This is a genomic window from Undibacterium sp. Ji22W (genome assembly GCF_049340305.1).
In the GTDB taxonomy this organism is placed as follows: Bacteria; Pseudomonadota; Gammaproteobacteria; order Burkholderiales; family Burkholderiaceae_D; genus Undibacterium.
Window position 1 is genome coordinate 247,417 of record NZ_JBMPOU010000003.1, and the last position, 24,206, is coordinate 271,622.

Below are 24,206 nucleotides of genomic sequence, written 5' to 3' on the forward strand. Positions count from 1 at the left end.
AGATAGCCGATTGAAACACGTACCCACGCAGCAATCTATACAGTAATCGACGCAGTAGTTTAAGCGTCACCCAAGACAAAAAACCACAAAACCAATTCATTGAAAATTCTCATTGACATTCAAATATCCATAAACTACAGTAGTCGTACTACATGTGTAGAAATGTGAATTTCTTGTCGCCAAGGAGAAAAGCTGTGAATGAGGACAACGAAAAAATTTCACTCAGTGATTTGCAATTGAGCATAATGCGCATCCTGTGGGCGCAGCCAAATTCGAGTACGGCACAAGTGACGGAAGCCTTACGTTCCAGCCGAGATTTAGCCCACACGACGGTTGCCACACTCTTGACTCGCTTGGAAAAACGGGGCCTCTTGAGTAGTCAACGCGACAATCGGCAAATTTTCTATACTGCTTTGATGAGTGAAGCGCAGATCCAACGCTCTATGTTGTCCGATCTGTTGGCAACGGTATTCAAAGGGAATACCCGCATGCTGCTGAATCATTTGATACAAGATAATGAAATTCACGCCGCTGATTTGGATCGGGTACGCCAATTAATTGATGACCAGGGAGAAGAGAATGTTTGAACAATTTTCTTCCGACCTTATATTGTATTTTCTTACCTATGTTGTTCACAGCACGCTGTTGCTGGGAATCGCGTATGGATTAAAGCGATGTGGATGCCTCGATGTTGTGCATCGCCGACAGTTGGCTGAAAATGTGTGGCGCTTGGCTTTCTTTGCCGGATTTGTGACTGCGGCAATCCAATGTAGTTTTGTTCATCCGATGGCGCTTGAAAATGACGCGCTTGAGCCTGAAATCTCGTCAACACGAGACTTGACTGTGATTCCGCCGACTAGGGTTTTGGGCGCCAGTGAGATGCTGACAAGCTTGCCACTAACCTCTCAGTCCAATTCGCAAACGATTGCATCGCCGGACCAGGCAGACCGCAGACTTCATATCGCCTTACCGCCCGCATGGCATCGCTTCGCTCCTTATGTTGCCATCGCGTGGTTGGTTTTTGCGCTCTTTAACTGCGTACGCTTGTGGTGGCAAATCAGCGTATTAAATCGTATCAGTAATGTAAAGCAAGATGAGGTAGCTGGTCATCGACTGCATGACTTGCATCGCTTTGTCGCGCAACACTATCCGCGACTTCGCTACAAATTGGTGCTGATCATCGGTGGCGATAATCTAAGTCCTGTTGTCACGCCAAATAGTGTGATTTGTCTCCCCGATGCTATGCTGCGCCAGCTAGATGAAAAACAACAGCAAGCGGTGTTAGCCCATGAGTTATCACATGTATTACGTCGTGATCCTCTCTGGAAAATTGCCTACAACTTGGTATTACGGTTGTTTTTCTTTCAGCCATTAAATCGATTTGCCTATGCAGAGTTGGCGGTGTTAACTGAACTAGCTTGTGATGCGGCCGCGATCAAAACAACGGGGCATGTGCAAGCACTTGCGAAGGCCTTGTACCTCTGCGCAAAGCAGGTTCATGCGCATTCTTTGTTGATGGCGGCCAGCGATTCTCCGTCGATTTTGGAAATGCGCGTACGATCCTTATTCGATCCGTTACGGGTTGATGCCCAATCACGAAAGAGGGTATTGCGTTTTGTTATAGTGGGATATGGGTTCGCTACGCTTGTGATTTTAAGCGTGACCATTGTCGCTACACCGGCGTTTCAAATGTCGCCAATGCCTTTGAATCCAGTCAGTAAAAATTCGCAGTCAATTTCTGCTTTGCGAGAATTAACACTTGTGCAGGCTGGAGACGATTCTACGAATCACCAGGCTGTTATCGCGACCGAGAAAAGTGTGACCGCGGACGGTGAGAAATATTTGCGCGAGGAGCGACTCGATACGGCTCGCATCCCATCATCAATAAAAACGCTCGCGACGAATAGCCGCACGCTTCAAAATCAACAGGACGCTTCGCAGCAATCAATTCTAGTACCAGACATAGTAAAAACGGAGTCGCCAGCAAGTTTGATTCAGACACAGCTACGCCAACAACGGCTAGCGGACATTGACTATTATGTGAATGGGTTTCAAGCCAATGAATTGAAATTGAATAGGGAGAAATGTCCAGTCCCAGAAATTCCTCGCGCCAGTGTCATACGCTCCAAAAATTCAGAAACCTTGCAGCGGATTAATGCATGGGAAAATTGCTACAACCAATTCGTTGAACTGTTGCAGCAACGCTTTGAGCGCGAACCTTTGGTGCCGCTTGAACTAGCAAATTTGATGACGGACGATGAACTCAAACGAGCCAAGCAACGGCTGATCCAAACTTATCAAGCCTTGGCCGCGGACGCAAAAAGACAATTATTGCCAATACAAAGTGAGATCATTCAGTGGCAAGCCGCGCGCGAGCGCTTGGAGCAAATAGTCACAAATTCGCCAATGCCTGGCCGTCAAAATAGCATGAACGCAAAGGGAGTGATGCTGACTAGTTTGAATGATCCAAATGGAACGCTGAGCAGTGGCACAAGAAATGACAATACTCTCGGCACCTATGTTAATGGACGTCCGCTTGGTATGAGCGCTGAACCACAACGTGTGACGGATGAATTTGGCTGGCAACATCGTGGACAAACCCATGCCATTGATGAATCTACTCGTTCGAATTCTAAGGAAAAATAGAGGTTAATGTATGCACCAGCGATTGATGAAATTAATACTGATTCCTGGCTCTTTATGCTTGACAGCTTGTGCTATGGCACCGCTGTCGTATCTTGAGGCAAAGCCCCATTCTGCTTTATTGTCGACGACCCAATATCCAGTGAAAGTGGTCGCGATCGATGGTAGTTTGCAATTCTCTATGCCAGTGCAGATCGCTGCTGGCGAGCGCCATCTAGTTTTAGAGGCAATGCCATCAAGATCTGCTTATAAAACGAAGCAAAAAAATATTGTTCTACAAATTGCACCGTGTACACGTTATTTTCTATTGGCGCAACGCACTTCACCGATGCAAGCCGATTGGGATCTGGTGATCGCTTCCACTGAGCTTGTCAGCGCTTGTGATCCCGCCGAAGAACTACTGAAGGCCACGATAGAAAAATAAGACGTCAACCGCGACGAGCTGCGAGAGAGCGCAGCATCCATTTATGTTTCGCTGAACTTTGATGGCCTCTCAATAATTTTGCCGTGTACTTTAGCGCTTGATTTGCTCGTAATTCTTATCTAGTTTGGGCAGGAACAAAGGATTGTCGCTATGGTTCGCGCTGCTCACATCGCGGAGTTCAGATGTTGCGCTGGTTTTTTTATTGAGTTGTGAGTTGGTGATTTTCTTAGGCTTGAGCGCTTCTTGCGCAACTTGTTGTTGCCACCACCAATAGCCAACTGCCGCAATGATGGCGGTGAGAATGACGGCAACGGTAAATGAACTGATGCGCGGTTTGGATCGATTGACAGTTTCTAAATACAGTTCGAAATCGTCTTTGTTCTCCACGTGTGTATTGATGGGAACTAGGCTTGAACTGATTGTTGCGTCGGTATCGCTGACTTTATCTGTCGTGAGATCCGAAGCAAGACCTGAAATAAGATCGGGATCGTGAATTGATGCAGCTTGTTCTGGAGAGTCAATTTCTAATGATAGCTGTGGGTCTTGGGCTTGCTCTTGTATTTGCATTAATTGCGCAGTGCGCTCATCTGCCTCGTGGGCAATTTTTTGGCGTTGATCTGCTAACTTGTCGGCCTCTTCTTCTGCAGCTTGACGGGCCTGTTCGGCAGCAATTGCTTGGTCTTGTGCTGCGAGCCTAGCTTGTTCAGTCGCAACACTTAGCGTTTCGTGTTTGATACGTTCACGGGCTAAAGCTTCGGCTTCTTGCTCGCGTAAGATTCTTTGTTGGGCGATAACGATCGTTGCTTTTTCGGCTTGCAGTCGCGCTGTTGCTTTGGCGCTCAATTCTAATTCGTGCGCAATCTTTTGATGCGCTTGCCCCAGAAATAATCGCTCTTGGTTAATCTGTGCGTTTAATTCTTCTGCCTGTGAACTCAGTTGTGCGACTTGTGCTTCTAATTCTTGTCGCGTCAGCTGCAGCTTGTGCAGTTCTTGTTGTTGGCTATCATTTCGTAAGCTAGCATGTTGTTGTTCTGCTTGCGCTTGACGTTGCTGCATGTCGGTCTTGAGTGCTACCAGTTTTTCCAACTCCGTCGTTTGCTGTGTCAAAAGACTTTCTTGTACGAGGCGTGTTTGTAATAGCTGATCAGCATCTGCCTCTAAAGCTATCTGATCTTGAGTCGATTTAACTAATTCTGCTTCAGTCAAAATTCTCTGTTCGACCAAGCGTTGTGCATCGATTTCAGCTTGTTGACGTTGTTGCGCTTTTTGTTGTGCTTGGATAGAGATTGAGACTCGTTCTCTGGCCAGTGTTTCGGCTTCGAGCTCAGCGGCAGCCAATCGTTGCGCTGCTTCCAATAAGGATTGTTCGTGTGCCAGACGTTGTTGCTCTGCCGCTATCGCGAGTTGATCGTTGGTTTGCCTTTGGCGTGCCGCAGCCTCAGCATCACGCTCAGCTTGCAAGCGCTTTTCTGCTAATTGAGTTGCTTCCTGTGCTGCTGCTAATTGCAATGCAGAGACTTCTTGTGCGCTGCGTTCTGCGCGAGCACGCGCTTCAACTTGGGCTAATAAATCCGATTCGGCGGCTTGACGACGTTGGCTGTGTTGCAGGGCTTCATGTTCGGCAATCGCGTGTTCTTCTGCTTTTTGTGTCGCTAAAATTTCCAGTTCAAGTTTATATTTTGCTGCTTGCTCCACCTTGTCTTCATCAATCGACAGTGCGACGGAAGATTCCATTAATGCTGTTTCTGCGAGAATTTTTTCTTGAATTAAATGGGCTAATTCGGTTTCGCTGGCAATTCTTTCCTGTGCTTTTTGTTCGGCTAGACGACTGACCAACAATCGTTCTGTGCTCTTAAGTTTTGCCTCGCGCTCAACAGATATTTTGAGTTTGCTAGCTTTAAGTAATTCATTTTCTGCTTCAATTTTGGCATTGTTTGCCAGTATTTGTTGTTGTTCAAGTGCCTCGTTACGTTGCAAGGTTTCGATGGACATCTGCTCGGCAAGCAAACGTTCGCGCGCTAGACGTTCTGCTTCTTGATCAGTCTCGATACGTTGTTGGATGGTTGCCTGTAAAGCTAGTTCTTCGGCGATTCGCTGCGCGCTTAATTGAGCCAACTCTTGTTCGGCGCTAAAGCGCTGCTGGGCTTGCTCTAGTGTTGCCTGTTCTTTATTAGAATTAATTTGCAATGCCGATAATAGTTCGGCTTCAGTTTGTAATTTTTGCGCAGTAATGGCTTGTGTTTCTTGTTCGGTCGCAATGCGAACTTGTTCAGTCTCTGAAAATTGCTGCCGGGCACTTAGTTGATTGGCGGAAGCGGCCAGCGCCGCCGCTTCACTGTCACGTAGCTGTTGTGCCGTTTTGAGTGATTGTGCTTCGATTTCCAAGGTGGCCAAAGCAACTCTTTCTGCTTCTTGTTCTTTGGCGACTCTTTGTTGATGTAATTCAAGTGCCTCTTGGTCACTTTCTAAGCGTTGCTGCGCTAGTTTTTCCGCTTGCTTTTCGGCCTGCAGGCGCGTCCGGACCTTCAGTAATAATTCCTGCTCAAAATTGATACGACTATTCGCATCGATTAGCATGTCGCGTTCGACTTTGGAGCGGGCATAGGCAGCTTGCTGCAAATTCCACTCTTTGTCGATTTGATCCAAAATACTTTCGTTCGATTTTTCGCCATTGGCATTGATCACGGACTGATGATGTTGACTTAGCTCAGTATGGTCACCAGATTCAAGCTTGTCGGGGTTTCCTGTATCAGGGAATGCCCGACCTAAAAGTGAGTGCTTGAGTTGTTTAAACATGACAGAAAACCTAATTGAAAAGAAACAGCCAAAGTCTTGGCTGATAGATGTAATAAAAAGCTCCCCATTTTACCGAAAAACCCTGTGGTTTTAAGATGCTGTTGATAATCTGAGAGTGGAATTGAGGTTGATTGCGAGATAAAACCACAGATTAACCAGAGTCTGGCATAGACCATGTTTAAAAATCCGACAGGCGTATGTGTCGGGCGAGCCCAGCAATTTCAGAAGCGCAACGAAAAGCCTAACCCAGCTTGCAAGTTGGGCGCATTGCCTGACCACAATTTAGTGAGGGAGAAATCAAGTTGGACATCGCGTGTGACGATGCAACTGACGCCTGCACCATAGCTTATGATGGATCCGCCATTGTGTTTTGCCGCTAGTTGTTCGCCACTGAGTTCGAGATAGGCGTTCCAATTGTTGTTGATCGCATGGCCGATTGTGAAACCCAATATACCCTTACTATAACGATGACTGGCATCGTTTTTTTCCCAAGCGACGCCCGGCATCATCGCAAAATTGAAATCCTGCGGTAATTCCCACTCTGCTACGATACGTAGTGAAGGGCTGGGGGCTGATCCACGAAAGGCTGTTGAACCCGTGGTGAGATCGAGATGCGCTAACCAAGCGATCGCAGGTTTGCCAGTATTTTCGTCGCCGTCCTGCATATGCCATTTAATGCCAACAGCCAAATCGGAAAAACCTCGCTGGCGCAGAAGAGATTGGTTGTTTTGTCGTGTTTGAGTCTGCGTCCAGCCATCACTTTCTAAGCGTAATTCCCAGTTTTCTGCCACGCCGTAACGACTTAAATAGGGTAAGTTAGTGCTGAGTTCGCGCGCAGTGCTTTGTCGACTCCTGGTTAGACCTACACCCGATTCGAGCTGAAAACGGCCAGACTTCATCACGGTACTTGATTCGACAAAGCCAGGGCGATCGCTACTAATGATATCGTTAGACTCCGGTGCTTTTTCTGTTTGTGCAAACGCAGCACAGCTCACTAAGCATAGTGTGCCCAATGTTGTACCGAATATGTTGAAGCTTGCGAATTGACGTTGGTGCATAGGTCTTTAAAAAAAGCTAGTCTTGATTGTGTCATCAAACTAGGGGATTCGTCTTTCGTCAGATTCTCACACCAGAATTATGCTGCTTAATCTGTTTGCTAAACAGAAATCAATATAAGGCATCGTTATCTAGCATGCAAGCAAAGACGAGATTTGCTTGAAATCATCGTTTGTTTCTGGAACTTTTCTCTTTGAGTATGTTCTAAGCGTCGGGGATTTTTCTACAATCAATAAAAAATCAGCCTTTACCTCCCATTTTCTTCCACTTCACGGAGTAAAACATAATGCGTTTGCCAGTGTCATTAGTGCTCTTATGTTTGAGCATGCCCGCCTTTGCTGGCGGTCAATCTGACGATAAATTTCGTCAAATAGAAGATTTATTGCCAACGCCAACTTCGGTTCGTACGGCTTCCGGTGCCCCAGGACACGCTTATTGGCAGCAACGCGCTGATTATGTGATCCGCGCTAGCCTGGATGAATCGAAACGTGCCATTACTGGCGCGGAGACAATCACTTACCATAATAATTCACCTGATACTTTGAATTATCTGTGGGTGCAATTAGATCAAAATATTTTCCGTTCCGATTCTGATGCGAATAAAACACGCACCTTGCCGTCGCGCGATGCCTGGAAAAACCCAAATGCGGTGAGTTTCCAAGCAATGGCGATGATGAATGAGCGCGACAACTTTGATGGCGGTTTTAAAATCGGTAGCGTCAAAGGTGCAGATGGACAAGCCTTGAAATACGTGATCAATCGCACCATGATGCGGATTGATTTGCCATCAACATTGAAACCTGGCGCGAAGTTCGTGTTCAGCATCGATTGGAACTACAACATCGGTAACGGTAAGTTACTCGGTGGTCGTGATGGCTTTGAACACTTTAAAGACGATAAGAACGATATCTTCGAAATCGCGCAATGGTTCCCACGCATGGCTGCTTACTACGATGTGTACGGCTGGCAGCATAAACAGTTCTTGGGTTCTGGCGAATTTACGTTGGAATTCGGTGACTACGATGTGCAATTGACTGTGCCAAGCGATCACGTGGTTTCTGCCACGGGTGAGCTCAGCAATGCGGACAAAATTTTGACTGCAACGCAACTGGATCGTTTGAAACAAGCACGTACCGCGAAAACGCCAGTCGTGATTGTTACGCAGAAAGAAGCGGAAGAAGCTGAAAAAACTCGTGCTACTTCAAGCAAAACTTGGCACTTCAAAGCGAAAAACGTACGCGACTTCGCATGGGCATCTTCCCGTAAATACATCTGGGATGCGCAAGGCTACAAGGCTGGTACCAGCACGGGTCTAGCGATGTCTTTCTATCCGAAAGAAGCGAACCCTTTGTGGGGACAGTATTCCACACAAGCGATCATTCATACAATTGAGCAATACAATAAGTTCTCACTCGACTATCCATATCCAATTGCACAGTCTGTGAACGGTCCACAAGGCGGTATGGAATACCCTATGTTGTCTTTCAATGGCGGTCGTCCAACTAAAGACAAGAAGACGGGTGAATCTACGTATTCTAAACGCACTAAATACGGTTTGATCAGCGTGATTATTCATGAAGTTGGTCATAACTATTTCCCGATGATCGTCAACTCCGACGAACGTCAATGGACTTGGATGGATGAAGGTTTGAACTCCTTTGTACAAAGTTTGGCAGAACAAGCCTGGGAAGAAAACTATCCAGGTACACGCGGTGAGCCACGTGGCATCGTCGACTACATGAAGAGTCAAGGTCAAGTACCTATCATGACTAACTCGGAATCAATTTTGCAATTTGGACCAAATGCTTACGCCAAACCAGCGGCGGGCTTGCATATTTTGCGTGAAACGATTTTGGGTCGTGAATTGTTTGACTTTGCGTTCAAAGAGTACGCACAACGTTGGAAATTTAAACGCCCAACACCTGCAGACTTCTTCCGCACTATGGAAGATGCTTCGGGTACGGATTTAGATTGGTTCTGGCGCGGTTGGTTCTACACGACTGATCCAGTCGATATTAGTATTGACGGTATCGTTGAATACACGATGTCTACCAAAGATCCAGAGGTAGAAAAAGCATGGCGTCGTGCGCAGAAAAATGCAGAACCGATTTCTACTGCGAACCAAGCGGACAAAGGCAAATTGGAACGTCGCTTAGATTCTCATCCAGAACTCAAAGACTTCTACAATGAGCATGACGATTTTACGGTCACGAATAAAGACCGTAATAACTACAATGACATGATGAAGAGCTTGGACGAAGATGAAAAAGCCATGCTGAAATCTGGCAAGCATTTTTACTTGGTCGATTTCTCCAATGTCGGTGGTTTGGTGATGCCTTTGATTTTGGAAATTCAATTGCAAAGTGGCAAAAAAGTGGTGCAACGTATTCCAGCAGAAGTCTGGCGTTATAACTCCAAGAAATTTACTAAGCTGATCGTTACCGATGAGCCTATGGTCAGTTTGACGCAAGATCCTTATTTGGAAACAGCGGATATCGACACCAATAATAATTCTTGGCCACGTAAGATCACGCAGTCACGTTTGGAATTGTTCAAAATGAACTTCCCACCAAGCGACATGATGGCTGATTACAATACGCCTTTGAAAACAGATGCTAAGCCAGAAGCAAAAGATGCTGCAGCCGCGCCTGCCACATCCGCTGCATCAGCTACACCAGCACCAGCCGCCAAAGAAACAAAAGTGGAAACCAAAGCTCCAGCGAAGGCCGCGAAGCCTGCTGCTAAAGCGGTGGTCAAGGATGTGAAATAACGCAGTAAATTAATGTAGCAAATTAGATAGAGATGAGCATGTTGAATAGTATTAAGTTAGTTAAGGTTTCTTTGCTTGGCGCATTGATCGCGATCAGTGCGCTGGCACATGCTCATCGGTTTCATGCTGGTATTACAGATATCAGCATGAATCCTAATTCGGGAAATACTGAAATCGTACATACCTTCATGGCGCATGATGTAGAGGCGATTTTAGAAAATCTGTATCAACGTCAATTTGATTTAAGTGATCCTGAAGACATTCAGGTATTTAAAAAATATTTCGAGAAGCAATTTAAAATAACTGATCAGCAAGGGATCGTGCCGTTGAAATGGATAGGTCTTAAAGTCGATCCGACTAGTGTGATTATTTTTCAGGAATTAGAGCAGCGTGCTCTGCCTGAACAAGTGATGATACGTCAGGCAGTTCTTACCGATTTTATTAGTGATCAAGTAAATACCTTGAACATTAACAAGAATGGGGCAACGCAAACGCTCATGTTTACCCGCAGTCAGCGAGAAGTAAATTTGCCGTGAATAGACTTAGGTGACAACATTTGATTTGCTTAGCATTTCCATCGTATTACAGTTCTATAGATAGCGCCATCAGGCGCTTTTTTTTCAAGGTTTTGATTCCTCACGTTTATGAAGCCACGTTTACTTTTTTCTTTGATGCTCGCTCTGTTTCAGCAACAGGCTTATGCTGATGATTCTATTTTGCACCGGGTCGCAATTGATGGCTCGAAATCGAGTCAATTAGGACTGTTGGACGCTGCAAATGCGGGCATGGTCGGGCAAAAAAAACTCGAGGCGTTGACGACTTACCGACCTGGTGAATTATTAGAAGCGATACCAGGCCTGATTGTGAGTCAGCATAGTGGTGAAGGCAAAGCTAACCAATTTTACTTACGTGGATTTAATCTGGATCATGGTACCGATTTGCGTACGACGGTGGATGAAATGCCGGTTAATCAACGCAGTCACTCGCATGGACAGGGTTGGACTGACCTAAATTTTTTGATTCCAGAACTGACAGCGCGCATGGATTATAAGAAGGGTCCCTATTCATCGACGACTGGTGACTTTTCCGCGGCTGGTAATGCAGCATTGACTTATGCGAATCGACTTAGTCAATATATTACGAGTATGACCTTAGGGCAGAATGCTTTTCGGCGCGCCTTGATCGCAGGATCACCAGATTTTCTCGATGGCAGTTTTTTGTATGCAATGGAAGCGACAAGCAATGATGGCCCTTTTGTGCATCCCGATAATTTCAAGAAACTCAATGCAGTCTTTCGCTATAGCGAAGGCTTCGCGAATAATGGATTTAATTTGAGCGCGATGTTCTATCGTGGCAAATGGAATTCGACTGACCAGATTCCTTTGCGGGCAGTACAGCAGGGTAAGCTGGATCGCTTTGACACGATAGACAGCAGCGATGGTGGCGAGTCACATCGCTATAGCTTGTCGGGTGTCTGGCGCCGTACAACGAGCGAAGAGGCTAGTAAGTTGAGTGCTTATCTGATTCAGAATGGATTGGATTTGTATTCGAATTTTACGTATTTTATGGATGATCCTGTCAATGGTGATCAATTCAGTCAGCCCGACAAACGCGTCACTAGTGGCATGAACGCAAGTCATACCTGGCACTCACATATCAATGGCAAAAACACAGATATCACGATCGGTGCGCAGCTACAGAACGACAACATTTTTAATGGCCTGCACAGGACCAAAGTACGTCAGCAACTGTCCACAGTGCGCCAAGACCATATAGTGGAAACTAGTCTCGGTATGTATCTCGATATAAGTACCCGTTGGACTGAAAGCTTGCGTAGTAATGTCGGTGTGCGTCACGATCAATATCGCTTTCAAGTCAATAGTGATCGCCTCGAAAATTCCGGTACGGCGAATGATCAGATCACTAGCCCGGTTGCCAGTTTGGTTTTGGGCCCCTGGGCCAAGACAGAATTTTATATCAATGCGGGACGAGGATTTCATAGTAATGATGCGCGAGCGACCTTAACGACAGTAGACCCACAAAGTCTTGAGGCAACCCAAAAATCACCTGGCTTGGTAGCTGCTCGTGGATTGGAATTGGGCATGCGTTCTGAATGGATATCAGGTTTGCAATTGAGTCTCGCTGTATATCGCTTAGATTTTGATTCAGAACTAAGTTTTGTCGGCGACGCAGGTACAACGGACGCGGGGCGCCCAAGCCGACGCCATGGAGTAGAACTCTCGAACTCTTATCAAGCGACTGATTGGTTGTCGATAGACTTTGATGCCGCTTACGCCAAAGGTAGATCGCGGGGCGTTGACACTGCAAATAATCACATAGTCGGCGCAGTAGAAGGGGTGGCGCAGCTTGCCTTGAACTTTGACAAACTTGGTCCATGGTCGGGGGCACTACGCATGCGTTACTTTGGTCCACGCGCTTTAACGGACGACAATTCTATCCGTTCAAAAGGCAGTGCGACTTTGAATGGGCGTATTAGTTATAAATTTAACCCAGGCTTGAAGCTAGAATTGGAAGGCTTCAATGTAAGTAATCGACGTGATTCTGCGATTGATTATTATTATGCCTCGCAGCTTAAGGGGGAGTCTGCGTCGCGTGAGGGCGTGCATTTTCATCCGTTGGAATCGCGTTCATTCCGACTCATGTTGGTGAAGACGTTTTAGTCCCATTTGATTCGTACCTATTCGGTCTTTCCCCTTCAAATAAAAAGCCTACTAGACAATTGTCTAGCAGGCTTTTTATTTGGCATACCAATCAGGTAATGATTGGTTGCCACTTAGTAGATTGATGAAATAGTCCTATTGAACAGTCGCGAGGATGCTCGCTCCGCTCATCGCGGCATACGCCTTTACTAATAAATAGTAAGTGCCTGCTGCTGGTGCTGTGAAGGTAATAGTTTCGGTGTTGGTAGCACCGTCCGATTTCTTATCATAGACTGTCGTCGTCGGTGCCGCGCCTAACTTCGCGTAGATATCGCCATCACCAGTTCCACCTGTCACTTTAAATGTCAGAGTAGATTTGCCACTAGGTACGACAATGGTGTAAGTTTTGGTTGCATTCACTGCGAGGTTACCGATGCTGACTGATACGCCACTGGTCAATACGTTGCCAGGCACCGAAGTTTGGTAGCTCGCAACCAAAGATGCACCACTAACGGCAGATGTGGCGTTAGTCAACAGATAATATGTACCTGCTGTTGGTGCGGCAATGGTTATCGTCTCGGTGTTTGATGCGCCATCCGATTTTTGCAGGTAAGTTGTGGTGGTAGGCAAGCTACCGAGCTTGGTGTAAATGTCCAAATCACCACTGCCGCCTGAGGTTTTGAACGTCAAATTGCTAGCGCCGCTTGGTACCACGAAACTGTAATTAGCCTGTGCGTTAGCAGCGCCACTGACCGCGACCGCAACATCTTTTGTCAATGCGATCGTAGCAGGAGGTAAGGCTGGGCCATCGCTGCCCAATTCGACCGCGAAGGAAGCACCTAAGCGAGCAAATTTGAGCGCATGAGTTGCTTGACTACCCATGCTGGCATACGTATCGCCTGCGCCGTGAATTTTAGGGTTGTCTTCATTCATCGCCGTTTCAAACGGCATAGAAGTCGGATAACCTTGGGCATTCCATGAAGCATGATCAGAACAGGCGTAACCACAGCTGTCAGAGCCGATTGTTAAACTTGGCTGATAGGTTGTGATCAGATTCGAGACGAAAGTGTTTTGTGCTGCATTGGTGTAGTCTGTGAACAAGTAAATGTCTTTAGCTGAGCCTTTGTAGTTGGTCATATCCAACTGCATCACGCCGACCACATTCACGCCATCCGTTTTAAATTTTTTGGCGATTTCTGCAGAGCCTTTCAGGCCAACTTCTTCAGCTGCGTACGCAATAAATTTAATCGTACGACGTGGCTGGTAATTATTCGCAAACATCACGCGGATTGCCTCAGTCAGACTGGCGATGCCGGAAGCATCATCATCAGCGCCTGGTGCGCTCGTGGTTTCGCTGGTACCAGCAGTATTGATCGAGTCTAGATGGCCGCCGAGCACCACCACTTCAGAGGCATTGTCACTTCCACGAATGGTCATAATCACTGATTTTTGTGGCCAGCCAGCGTGCGTAAATTGTTCGACGGTGACATTCGTTTTGCCTGATGCCATTTGCGTCCATTTGTCTTTGATCCAGTTCGAGCCATTTACACCGCCCGTGGTGGTGTAGTAACGATTCACGAACGAGGACAAATCGACGATCGTTTGACCGATATTTGATGCCTGCATTTGTGACAGCATAGGTGTCACGATAGATTGATTATCGATGGTGTAGGACGGTGCCAAACTGGCTAATCCCGCACGGCTAGTTCCTGCGCTAACGCTGGTAATTGCATTGCGACCAGCCGATTCGCTATCGTGCATTGCAAAACCAGCACAGCGCTTCAGATTGTTATGGATAGCCCCGGATAAGGAATGAATCACGGATTCATCAATTTGTACTAGGTGAACTGTTTCGCTCTTCGCAAAACCAACTGTCCCAGAATTGATGAGCCGGCTTTCTTTGAGGGTATATTTTGACGATATTTGTTTCAATTGGTTGAAGGCGGAATCACCGATGGTGATCCATACTTTTTTTTCGGCGGCATTGCTCGTGACACTGCCGGAGGCGCTCAAGGCCAATCCAATGAGCAAACTCGATAGAAGTTTCTTTTGCATCTGTCTCTCCCAGACTTTATGGTTAGTTTATTTTGTTTTATATCAACTACGTTATTTCTTACAGTACCACCGATTGTTGCCGACTTTAAAGTACCTATCGGTATTCATCCATGACAATCGTGAAGCAGTAGAACAGAGAAATAGCTTGACGGAAAGTTAATAGTTGTTTTTTTAGATGCTAGAAAAATACTTACTAATACGAAAACCGAAGAAAATTTTGCTGAAATGTTTTAATCCTTTTAATTTGCCTAAACGTTTAGGTTAGCGTCGGAAAATATGCCATTTGCATATTAAAAGTTTACTCTGTTTATACTATTTGTGCTGATATAGCACTGTGCATTGATCTAGGTAATGGATTGGCTGGTAGTAATCTATATTTTTTAAATATATTTATTTGCAAGTGGTTTATTGAAAGGATTTGTGAACTGGTATGTATCTGAGCTAGGTAAATAATTTGGTTTTCACTTAAAGTAATAGTGAGTAATATGTGACCATTGCTTTGCAGTAAGTTGTAATGAGATTCGAAAAAAACTTTATAACTAGCAGAAAACCACAAACATCAGTGACGTATTCTTAAAATATCTTATGCCGAAAACACCACACCTTGCGATCGTCACCAGCGCCGATTTACCAGAGCTCTTTGGCGGTGAAAAATTGCTATTGCCAGCCTTGTTAGAGCTAGGTATCAAAACCACGATTTGTATCTGGGATGATCCCGCCGTGGTGTGGCAAGAATTTGATGCAATAATTATCCGTTGTCCGTGGGATTATCATGAAAAACTACCAGCCTTTTTGCATTGGCTAGAGCAGCTGCGTGGATTGCATGTGCGTGTGATCAATGATCTGGAAACTTTACAATGGAATTTGAATAAGAAATATCTGTTTGAACTTAGTCAACAAGATTTGCCCGTGATTCCTAGTTTTTGTCTCGCCCCTTCGGATCAACATACGTTGACCGAATTGATGCACCTACTGAAAAGTGATGAATTGGTGGTCAAACCAGTGCAATCGGCGGGAGCCTGGCGCACCCTGCGAGTTACGTCAGAAAATTTGGCGCAAGTGAATCGTGAATTTGCAGTGTGGCGACTTGAGCAGGAATTTCTGGTGCAGCCTTTTATGCCAGAGATTATGCGCGAAGGTGAATGGTCTTTTATTTTCTTTGATGGCGAATACAGTCATGCTTTGATCAAACGTGCGAAGCCTGGTGATTTTCGCGTGCAATCGGATCATGGTGGAAGTGTGGAAGTGATCGATGCTCCACCAGTGATGCGCGCTCAGGCACTGCAAATTTTGCAGGCGGTTAAGCCCATGCCCTGTTATGCGAGGGTAGATGGCGTCTTACGTGATGGCCAGTTCATGTTGATGGAGCTTGAGTTGCTAGAGCCAGAATTATTTTTGGAATTAGACCCTCGAGCGCCGCAACGATTCGCACATGCGATAGCACAACGCTTGTCATCTCCTGAAGGCTGACGCTTTCGATTTGCCAGCTCATTCTTGCATTTGAAGACCGAGCTGGCACAATTTCTGTACTGTGTTCAGATTGCGTGCAGTACCAGATTTAGCGGCAGGAATCGCTAATTTCGAATCGGCCATACCCTCTCCATAGTAGATATAAAAAGCACGATCACCACAAGCAATCAATTCCTCGCGTCTACCTTTTGCTAAATCTAACATTGCAGGTAAAGGCGTTTCATCTAGGAACAGGCAAATACTGCGGTTGCCCTCTTTTTCTGCATAGGGGTTATGCTCGATCAAATTTTGCAATTCAAGTGGTGTACGGATAAATACGCCAACTGCCTTGCCGGCATAGTCGTGTAAGGCAGCTTCTAATTTATCGCGACATTGTTGCGCAGTGTACTTACTGCTAAATAACACATTGCCACTGGCGATATAGGTTTTTACTTGTTGAAATCCTATAGCCTCACAGATATTGACCAACTCTTTCATGGGCAATTTCCCGGTTCCGCCAACATTCACGGCGCGCAGTAAGGCAATAAAAATGGTCATTGTGCTCTTCTCAGATTAGGTACTTAGCATGGTTACTACTGTTGCATAAATCAGCAAGGACAGAAAAGCAATCAGCAACAAAGCGATGGTGCGCCAGAGCGTGCCGAGTATGCCTAAGTCGTAGGCATGGCGCAATTGCATGAACATGTGCACCGGCGGCACTATCAAAAATAAGAATCCTGCTGTGCCGGTAAAATTAAACCGTGCCAAAATCGATATCAACATTAACAGCAGGCACATGAAAGATAGCGAGTACAGCGAGAATACGGCGTGATCAAACATCACATACTTGCGTTTGAAGGCGAATAGCAACCATAAGAAGGGCAGAGAAATCGGCATCAATAGGAAGGCTGAGCTGGCGGCATTTTTCTTCATCTTATACAGCGTCAGTTCGCGATTCTTGTCCGCATGCGCTAAGGCTTTTCCAACGTAAGGAATGTCCGATAAATTGTTGGACTCATCTTCGCCATCTACTTTTTCCTTAGGCGGAGTACCGGCGTCACTAGCCTCATCTGATGCTGCCGATGTGCTGTTGGCCTGCTTTTGGGACTCTATCGATTTTGTGGAATCAGATGAAACTGAAACCCCAATTTTCCCGTTATTCTCTGCCGACTTCGATTTTTCACTTCGTTTATTTGCTTTTCCTATTCGTCTCCTGTGGTGCTTGATTTCTTGCTTAGCGAAACGAATTTCTTCACGAAGTTCCGACGACTTCATTGTTGCTATTTCATTGCTGGCAGATGCATTAGTCGATGCGTTCAATTCACTGGATGCGCTGGATGCACTGGATTCAGCGGAGGAGCTGGCCACATTAGTTGCATTTTCCGATCGATGCTCCAGCTGCGCTTCTCTAGCCCGTAATTGAGCAAGATTTTTCTCTGCATCCGTTAATAGTTGTTGAGCCGCTGCGTTATCAAACTCTTTACCATCTATTGCGTCCAGGCTGTCTTGCAATTGGCGGATTTCCATTTGCGTTTCACGTATGCTCGAACGCAATTCGCGTACATCAGGGTTGTAGGCCGGCAAGGCATCCAGTTTTGCCTGCTCTTCAGCGAGGTGGGCTTTGCTATTGGCTAATTCCTTGACCACGGTGTCGCGTGACTCTGGAATGTTCAGGATCTCATTACTTGGGTCTTTCATCGTCAATGAAAAAACGAAAAACATCAAAAAGATCAAGAATAAAAATAGGGCGAGTGGCGAAACGAACGACGTGCGTTTTCCTTGGATGTAGTCTTTAGTCAATAGACCAGGGCGCTTGATTAAGGCGGGGATTGTACGCCAGGCTTTCGTATCAAAATGAAAGATACCATGCAAGACTTCCTCAAACATGTGTAGCAATGAGCGGTGTATATGCGAAGACTGTCCGCATGCATAGCAATAAGCGCCGGCTAAACTTGTGCCGCAATTGGCGCAAGTTGCTCTAGAAGCTTGATTGGCATTGGATGGCGAGTTGCCATCCCCGCCGTTTGCGTGTTTGCTGAGTTCGTTACTTACTACAATCGCGGCTAAAGTTTCGCCTGCATTTGCCAATTCAATTCCCATGAGCTACCTCGTTAACAGTTGTGCCGATTGTGCCCGATTAGCATCATAGTCTCAAGCGCTTCTGGGCGAATTTCGTAAATATTCGACATGCCACTTCATTCACAAACAACAGGCTTAGATCATTTCAAGTTGTACAGGTGAAATCGTAGCTATTTGGTATTGCCTTGCAGAAATGCTGCGCATAAACTCGGCGAAGCAAATCAAATTGATCACTACATGAAATTCATCAACGACAGACGTCAATGCGGAACAAGGCTGGTCATCATGCACAAGTTGTGTGATGTTGCCTTAGCTTGCTGTTTGTTCGCGTCTCTGTCTGTGTTGTTGATAGCGCACGCAAGGGCGGCGGAACCAACAGCCAATGCGGTGAAAGAGCAATTTTCGATTTTTGAAGTGGCAATGGAAAAAGTTGCCAACCAATATGGAAGTGATAATCGTCAAGTGCTTACGCAATTACAGACGATCGAAGCACAAGTGGGAAGTCTAAAAGATTTCGCTGCTTTAAGTGCTTACCGCTGCTATCTGACGAAGCAGTTGAAAGACATGTCTGCAACTCAGGCAGTGTTAGCTAACTTAAAAAATAAGGTGCCCGAGATCAGTGCGAAACCTGCGATTCAAGCGGCAATTGAATTGTGTCAAATGTATGCTGAAGAAGATCCGCAAAAGCGTGATCAACATCTGGCACGTGCTTTTCATTTGATTAAGACTACGCAAGCGGCAACCCTGCGTTACTGGATCAGCACCATGTACATAGAGTTGACCACAAGACAGGGGCGCGCGCGGGATGCCATTGATGCGGCAAAAATCGCTTTAGGTGTTGCGCGTGCCAATAATGACCGTTTTCGCCAAGCCGGTTCTTTACGTAGTCTGGCATTGGTGGAAGTTGATTTTGGCGATAAAGAAGATGCGTTGATCCATATCGACGAAGCGGTTGCGCTTTATCGCCAAATTAATCCCGATTCGTTCAACACGACTGGTTTGCTCAACCGTGCATATATTCTGATGTCCTTGAAAAGATATGATGATTCGCTAAAAGCCTATCGCGAAGTGGAGCAAATCGCTATTAAGCAAAAGGAAGACACCGTGCCGCCGATAGTCTGGAGTAATTACGCCGACATCGCTTATGCGCAAGGGAATTTTCAGCAAGCGCACAAAGAAATAAAGCGCTTATTAGAGTGGTCGCAGCAGCATCAGGATGTTTTTTTAAACAGCTACGCCAAAATGACCGCAGCTTTGTTAGCCGTTGAAAGTAAGAATCTTGAGCAAGCGCAGAGCTTATTTGCTGACGCGCTGCAGATTTTTCAGAAAGAAGACCATCAAGTAGAAATACGCGATTTTTACGGCAATATAGCAACAGCCTATTTCAAAAACGGATATTACAAGCAGGCCTATGCGGCGCTCGAAAAAAAGCTGGAATTAAATTCCTCGATTGAGCAACAGAGCCGCGGCCATGCCGCCAATGAATTACGTGAATTACTCAAGACTGAAGAGCGCATTAAAGAAAATCTAACACTGCAAGCCGAGGTAGAAAAGAGCCGCTTGAATATTCAACGATGGGTATTTTTGGCATTGTTATTGATGCTGGCCTTAGCCTGGTCAGCGCGTCTGTTTATGCAAACCAGAAAACGCAACACTGCCCTGTTGGTGGAGAATAAAGAACTCGACTATCAACGCTTCCAAGATCCTTTAACGCAATTATTTAATCGTCGTTATGTGATGGAAAATAGCGCAGCGATTTGGGACAAAATTCAACAACAGTCTGCAGCGATATTGATTATTGATGCTGATCACTTCAAGAAGATTAATGATAACTTCGGTCATCCAGCAGGAGATGCCGCGCTGATTGAGATTGCCCGACGGATTAAATTGACGATGCGAGATAGCGATATTGTTGTGCGATGGGGCGGTGAAGAGTTCTTGGTTTGTAGTTTTGCTTGTAATGCAGAACAAGCCCGCATCATGGTCAGTAGAGTCTTGGAAGAGTTGCGCCGATCAACTTTGGAATTCGCAGGCAAAACAATCGCTTTGAGTGCGTCTATAGGATATGTACTGGCGCCGCTGCAAGGCCAAACAAAAGGATTCATCGAGTTCGACGATAGTGTTAAGTTAGCTGATGCAGCGCTTTATCTAGCAAAAACAACAGGACGAAACCGCGCGGTCGGTGTAGAGAAGATTTTACAGCCCCAGCGCACACCTACAGAGTTATGTGAACAATTAGCGCAAGCGGCACGCGCGGGGGAAGTTCAAATGAAGGAAACACTGGGGCCAGTGGCGGACGCCAGTTAACATATCTGATAGTCGTTCGCCAGCTGAGAATCCCTGCCTTGAATCGATCAACTAACTTGAAGTGTCTGCATTCTAGTTAGGTTTTTGGAGAACTCGTCCTACATAGCCCTACATAGCTCTACATAGCGCTGCTGGTAGCTTGCTCTTTCTCCTTCATAGGGAAGGTCGGAATGGGGCAGGGTTTCAATCGAAACATGAGCAATGCTTCGACTCAAACCAAATTCATCCCCAATCTATCCGCATCGAAGATTCAAGCCCGAACGTCTTTGACTTTTTCCACCCGACGTTGCAAGACAAAAATCGGCTGCGCCCATTCGGTGTCTTTCTTCTTCTTGCTGGTAATCAGCGTTAATTCTGAAGGATCGTACACGTCAGTGTTATGCGTCAATGGTGTCGTCATCAGATACTGTGCATCGGTATTTTTCAAAAATTCACCGACTAATTGAATATTTCGAATATCTAAATGCGCAAAGGGTTCATCGATAAATACAAATCCGCCAGAGCCGTCTTCCGATTTCAATAAACCGATTAACAGAATCAAAGATTTCATCACCTGCTGACCGCCGGATGCTTCACCGTCGTTCATGCCGATAGGGCCTTTGCCGTCAAACTTAAAGCGCACATGCAATCCGGCTTGCGACAACATGACGTCATCATTTTCTAGTTTGACTGGATCTGTGTGAACTTCAATACCTGCCAGTTCACCCAGTTGTTTGATGTTCTTGCTATAGGTTTTGATGGTGTAACGCAATCTATCCATGTAAGCGGCACGCGCATTCACGGTCGCTTCCATTGCACGATTGTTCTGATAGCGACGTTCGTCAGTTTCAGCCTGACGGTTTTGCAGTAAGTTATTTAAACGCGTGTATTGATCGACGACCGTGGAATCTGTTTCCCAATCATCGCGCGCTAAGTTGTTGCCGAGGCTGCGCAAACGTAATTCGATTTGATGTACGTTCTCATGTTCTGCCACCAGCTCTTTGCGATGCGAACTACGTTTCCAATTGAGTGGTAACGTATGCCATGTATTACGCATGTTGCGTAGGGTTTCGAATTGCGCTTTGCGCTCTTCTGCGTGACGCTTTTCTGAAACACGTTGTTGGGATTCCGCATCTGATATTGCCGCTTTGGCTTGTTCCCATTTCAGGTGCGCGACGGTACGCTGTTCGGTTGCTGCTTTGAGCAAAGGTGCGATCTCACCGAGACGGGTGCCGACTTCGATACGCTGTTGTTTCAGTGGCTGCGTGTTGCGAGACGCTTCTTCAAACTCTGCATGACGCGCACTCAATTCTTTGGCCGCATCGACACCGGCTAGGCGTGCTTTGTATGAAGAAATTTCACCAGCCAGTTTGCTAATCTTGATCGTGAGTTGATCTTCTTGCGATTGCAAACGGGGCAGGGCTTTTTGTAAAGCTTCTAAACGCTGGGTACGACCTGCATTACCAAACCGGTAGCGTGATACTTCAACAAAGAGAGAGCGACCACCACGGCGTTCGAAGTGATACGCGTCCGGCGTAATCCATTCTTGCGACTTGTGCAGCTTCATACCGATATCGATACTGTCGACGGTTTCTATGCGTTCTAACTGTTCGATCAGCCATGCTGGTGCTTTGGCATTGAAACTGACAACGGACAATAAACTATCATCTTTCACCACCGGTGCATTAACGCGATCCGGCACGATAAAGTGACTATAGCGTTGCTTCTCACCGATGCGATAGGCCGCACTAGCGTCGCTGGCATTGTCGAGCAAAATCACCGAGGTGTAGCCACGCATCACGCCTTCGACCGCACCTTGCCATTTGGCGTCGGTAACTTCGACGATCTCAGGCAACATGCTGTGTGGAATATTCGCCTCATTCAAAGCACGGCGCATCTGACGTACGTTTTCAGGATCGGGCAAACTGGCTTTGCCCTGCAGTGCCGAGATCGTTTCCATATCGCCGGCAATACGTTGAGTCAAAGCGTCGCGTTCATGTTTTTGCTGCGCGAGCTCTTCTTCTTTTTTCTCTAATTCATCAGCGATGTTGGCGATGTCGGCATCGGCTTCGGCAGCGAGTTTTTGTAAGCGCGCTTTTTGTTCGAGTAAGCTTTCTTGCGGTTTTAGCTTGGCATTCACTTGCGCGAGTTTTTCACGCAAATTGGATTCTTCAGCTTCTAAGGCCGCTTCACTTTGCTGCGCTTCGCTGTGATTTTGTGCTTGTTGTGCGAGTGCTTGACGACGTTCTGATAGTGCTTCGTCTTGCGTCTTCAAATAGCGTTTGCTGGCGCGTAATGCTTGGCTGGTTGCTGAGGCACGCTCCAAGTCTTCGTGATATTGCAGAGTCGGTAAAATCTCTTCCTGCAAATCTCGCTTTTCTTTGTTCAGACTTTCCCACTGATGGAAGTTTGCGACTTTTAAACGCAGGCCTTCCAGATTGGTCTTGGCACCTTCAAGTTCGGTTTCAAAGCGCTGCAGTTCGGATTCGGTATCGCGCTGATGACGTTTCGCATCGTCGTAGGCATCCAAAACTTCTTTATCGCCGAACACTTGAAACACTAAGTCGAGTAATTGACGCGGCGCGTATTCGCACAGCTTATCGGTTTCGCCTTGTTCTAGTGCCAGCACTTTGCCCATCGCAGTGGATAGACCAGCGTGCGACAAGCGTTTGCGATAGGTTTCGACGCCCAACCAGTCGTTGGCTTCTTGTATTTCTTCAATCTCGATTTTGCCACTGCGCATCAAGTATTGACGTTTCCAGTCACCACCGTTTTTTTCGATTTTGCAGAACAGCGTGACTTCATCTTCATACAAGCCCGACATGCGGAAAGGACGGTTCGAGATCTGTGGTCCTACAGCGCTATTGTCGACTACCGCACGTATCCACGCAGTTTGTTGACCGGAGTGGCGTGCATAATGTTTGTACGAACGTCCCATAGAACATTCCAAACCAAACAGTGTGCGTAAAGCATCGAGCAACGTCGTTTTGCCTGAACCATTTTGTCCAGCAATCGTGATGATCTTGGCGTCGAGTGGGATGTTTTTAATCCGTTGCCAGTAATCCCAATGAACCAGTTCTAGTGATTTGATGTGAAACATGATGGCTTATTCTTTTTCTGTGTTGTTATCGGTGGCACTGGTGGAGTCAGCATTGGAATCAACATCGGAAACGGATTCCGCTGCGGTAACTGGATCGCTTTGATTGTTTGATTCGGTTTGTTTGTCCAACTCGATCTCTGCAGCCTCGGCTGCCGCAATTCGTTCCGCTTCGATCACCGCTGGTGTACGCGGCATAGGAATATGGAAAATATCCGAAAGTGCACCGTTGATGATGCGGTCTTTTAATGCATCCGTATCCATCAATAAATCGAGCAATGGACCTTCCATAATCAGATCCATTTTGCGTTCGATAAATCCCAGACGCGAGAGTTGGCCGAGATTCATATCCATTCGCGTTTTCTTGCCCAGCTTTTCGCCAAAATCGGCGAGCAGAGTGCGATAAGAAATGCCGATCGAAGTATCTTCCGCGCGTGGCAGTGGTTTCTCTTTGCCGAACATATCGTTCTGGTCTTCCTGTGCCATTTGATGCGCTTCTTGGCGTTCGCGCTTCGGCAAAATAATCAGTGACCACAACACTACCAATAAAGCGACGCCATCACGTGCCAGGCCAAAATTATTGTTCTGCCAGGTGTCTTTGGTACCGAATACTTTGGATTCACTGTCGCGCGTTAGTGCCAAGGTCACATGGTCGGCATATACGTTATCAACAAACTTCATGCCGCAAGCTTTTAGGCGGGTGTCGATGTCGCTACGGAAAATTTCGTCCGATAAAGCGCGTTTTACTAACTTGTCTTCACGACGTAAAGTCTGATGCGCCAACAAACGGGCGATAAGGATTTGTGCGTCTTCAGTCATGGGAAATCTCTTTTTTAAAACCATTAGCCACAGCGACACTGAGGTACAGAGAACGCACAGAGCTTGCTCTTG

Annotated in this window: 15 protein-coding genes; 8 read left to right on the forward strand and 7 right to left on the reverse strand. The window is 46.3% G+C overall.

The genetic code is table 11. The features are described from left to right. Positions 1-194 precede the first annotated feature (194 nt). From ACO0KW_RS13775 to ACO0KW_RS13785, 3 genes are read left to right on the forward strand one after another with little or no spacing between them, the layout of a single operon-like run. Positions 195-587 (forward strand): BlaI/MecI/CopY family transcriptional regulator, encoded by a 393-nt coding sequence (locus ACO0KW_RS13775; protein WP_423053791.1) that lies wholly within the window; start codon positions 195-197, stop codon positions 585-587. Next, positions 580-2,646, forward strand: coding sequence for a M56 family metallopeptidase (locus ACO0KW_RS13780; RefSeq protein ID WP_423053793.1), 2,067 nt, complete (start codon positions 580-582; stop codon positions 2,644-2,646). Before ACO0KW_RS13775 ends, ACO0KW_RS13780 begins: the two co-directional genes overlap by 8 nt. Positions 2,647-2,671: 25 nt before the next feature. After that, entirely contained in the window at positions 2,672-3,067 is a 396-nt protein-coding gene (locus ACO0KW_RS13785) for a hypothetical protein (RefSeq protein ID WP_423053794.1), read from the forward strand. Between the two features lie 90 nt (positions 3,068-3,157). On the opposite strand, the gene ACO0KW_RS13790 is transcribed toward ACO0KW_RS13785, so the two are convergent. Then, positions 3,158-5,863: a hypothetical protein gene (locus ACO0KW_RS13790; RefSeq protein ID WP_423053795.1), complete on the reverse strand. Its 2,706-nt coding sequence runs from the start codon at positions 5,861-5,863 to the stop codon at positions 3,158-3,160. A 221-nt stretch (positions 5,864-6,084) separates the two neighbouring features. Next, positions 6,085-6,921, reverse strand: a complete 837-nt coding sequence (locus ACO0KW_RS13795; RefSeq protein WP_423053796.1) for a transporter — start codon at positions 6,919-6,921, stop codon at positions 6,085-6,087. Between the two features lie 284 nt (positions 6,922-7,205). On the opposite strand from ACO0KW_RS13795, the gene ACO0KW_RS13800 reads away from it, so the two are divergent. The 3 genes from ACO0KW_RS13800 to ACO0KW_RS13810 all read left to right on the forward strand — a co-directional run bounded on the left by ACO0KW_RS13800 (position 7,206) and on the right by ACO0KW_RS13810 (position 12,370). Next, positions 7,206-9,689 (forward strand): M1 family metallopeptidase, encoded by a 2,484-nt coding sequence (locus tag ACO0KW_RS13800; RefSeq protein WP_423053797.1) that lies wholly within the window; start codon positions 7,206-7,208, stop codon positions 9,687-9,689. A 38-nt stretch (positions 9,690-9,727) separates the two neighbouring features. Beyond that, a complete protein-coding gene (locus tag ACO0KW_RS13805; protein WP_423053798.1) occupies positions 9,728-10,225 on the forward strand; it encodes a DUF6702 family protein in 498 nt (165 codons plus the stop codon). A 108-nt stretch (positions 10,226-10,333) separates the two neighbouring features. After that, the gene (locus ACO0KW_RS13810; RefSeq protein WP_423053799.1) at positions 10,334-12,370 is read left to right on the forward strand and encodes a TonB-dependent receptor; all 2,037 of its coding nucleotides are present in this window, start codon (positions 10,334-10,336) and stop codon (positions 12,368-12,370) included. A gap of 135 nt (positions 12,371-12,505) precedes the next feature. Here the strand turns inward: ACO0KW_RS13810 and ACO0KW_RS13815 are convergent, their stop codons facing one another. Continuing rightward, positions 12,506-14,404 (reverse strand): M20/M25/M40 family metallo-hydrolase, encoded by a 1,899-nt coding sequence (locus tag ACO0KW_RS13815; protein WP_423053800.1) that lies wholly within the window; start codon positions 14,402-14,404, stop codon positions 12,506-12,508. 585 nt (positions 14,405-14,989) lie between these two features. On the opposite strand from ACO0KW_RS13815, the gene ACO0KW_RS13820 reads away from it, so the two are divergent. Further along, on the forward strand, positions 14,990-15,874 hold the full coding sequence (locus ACO0KW_RS13820; protein WP_423053801.1) for an ATP-grasp domain-containing protein: 885 nt from the start codon (positions 14,990-14,992) through the stop codon (positions 15,872-15,874). Between the two features lie 18 nt (positions 15,875-15,892). Here the strand turns inward: ACO0KW_RS13820 and ACO0KW_RS13825 are convergent, their stop codons facing one another. Together ACO0KW_RS13825 and ACO0KW_RS13830 are read right to left on the reverse strand one after the other, a co-directional pair. Continuing rightward, complete coding sequence (locus tag ACO0KW_RS13825; RefSeq protein WP_423053802.1) at positions 15,893-16,411, reverse strand: DUF1697 domain-containing protein; 519 nt, start codon at positions 16,409-16,411, stop codon at positions 15,893-15,895. A gap of 15 nt (positions 16,412-16,426) precedes the next feature. Next, entirely contained in the window at positions 16,427-17,953 is a 1,527-nt protein-coding gene (locus tag ACO0KW_RS13830; protein ID WP_423053803.1) for a DUF3667 domain-containing protein, read from the reverse strand. A gap of 216 nt (positions 17,954-18,169) precedes the next feature. On the opposite strand from ACO0KW_RS13830, the gene ACO0KW_RS13835 reads away from it, so the two are divergent. Next, positions 18,170-20,239, forward strand: coding sequence for a tetratricopeptide repeat-containing diguanylate cyclase (locus ACO0KW_RS13835; RefSeq protein WP_423053805.1), 2,070 nt, complete (start codon positions 18,170-18,172; stop codon positions 20,237-20,239). Between the two features lie 250 nt (positions 20,240-20,489). Here the strand turns inward: ACO0KW_RS13835 and ACO0KW_RS13840 are convergent, their stop codons facing one another. Together ACO0KW_RS13840 and ACO0KW_RS13845 are read right to left on the reverse strand one after the other, a co-directional pair. Next, positions 20,490-23,318, reverse strand: coding sequence for an ATP-binding protein (locus tag ACO0KW_RS13840; RefSeq protein ID WP_423053807.1), 2,829 nt, complete (start codon positions 23,316-23,318; stop codon positions 20,490-20,492). 6 nt (positions 23,319-23,324) lie between these two features. Further along, complete coding sequence (locus ACO0KW_RS13845) at positions 23,325-24,134, reverse strand: hypothetical protein (protein WP_423053808.1); 810 nt, start codon at positions 24,132-24,134, stop codon at positions 23,325-23,327. Between the last annotated feature and the right edge of the window lie 72 nt (positions 24,135-24,206).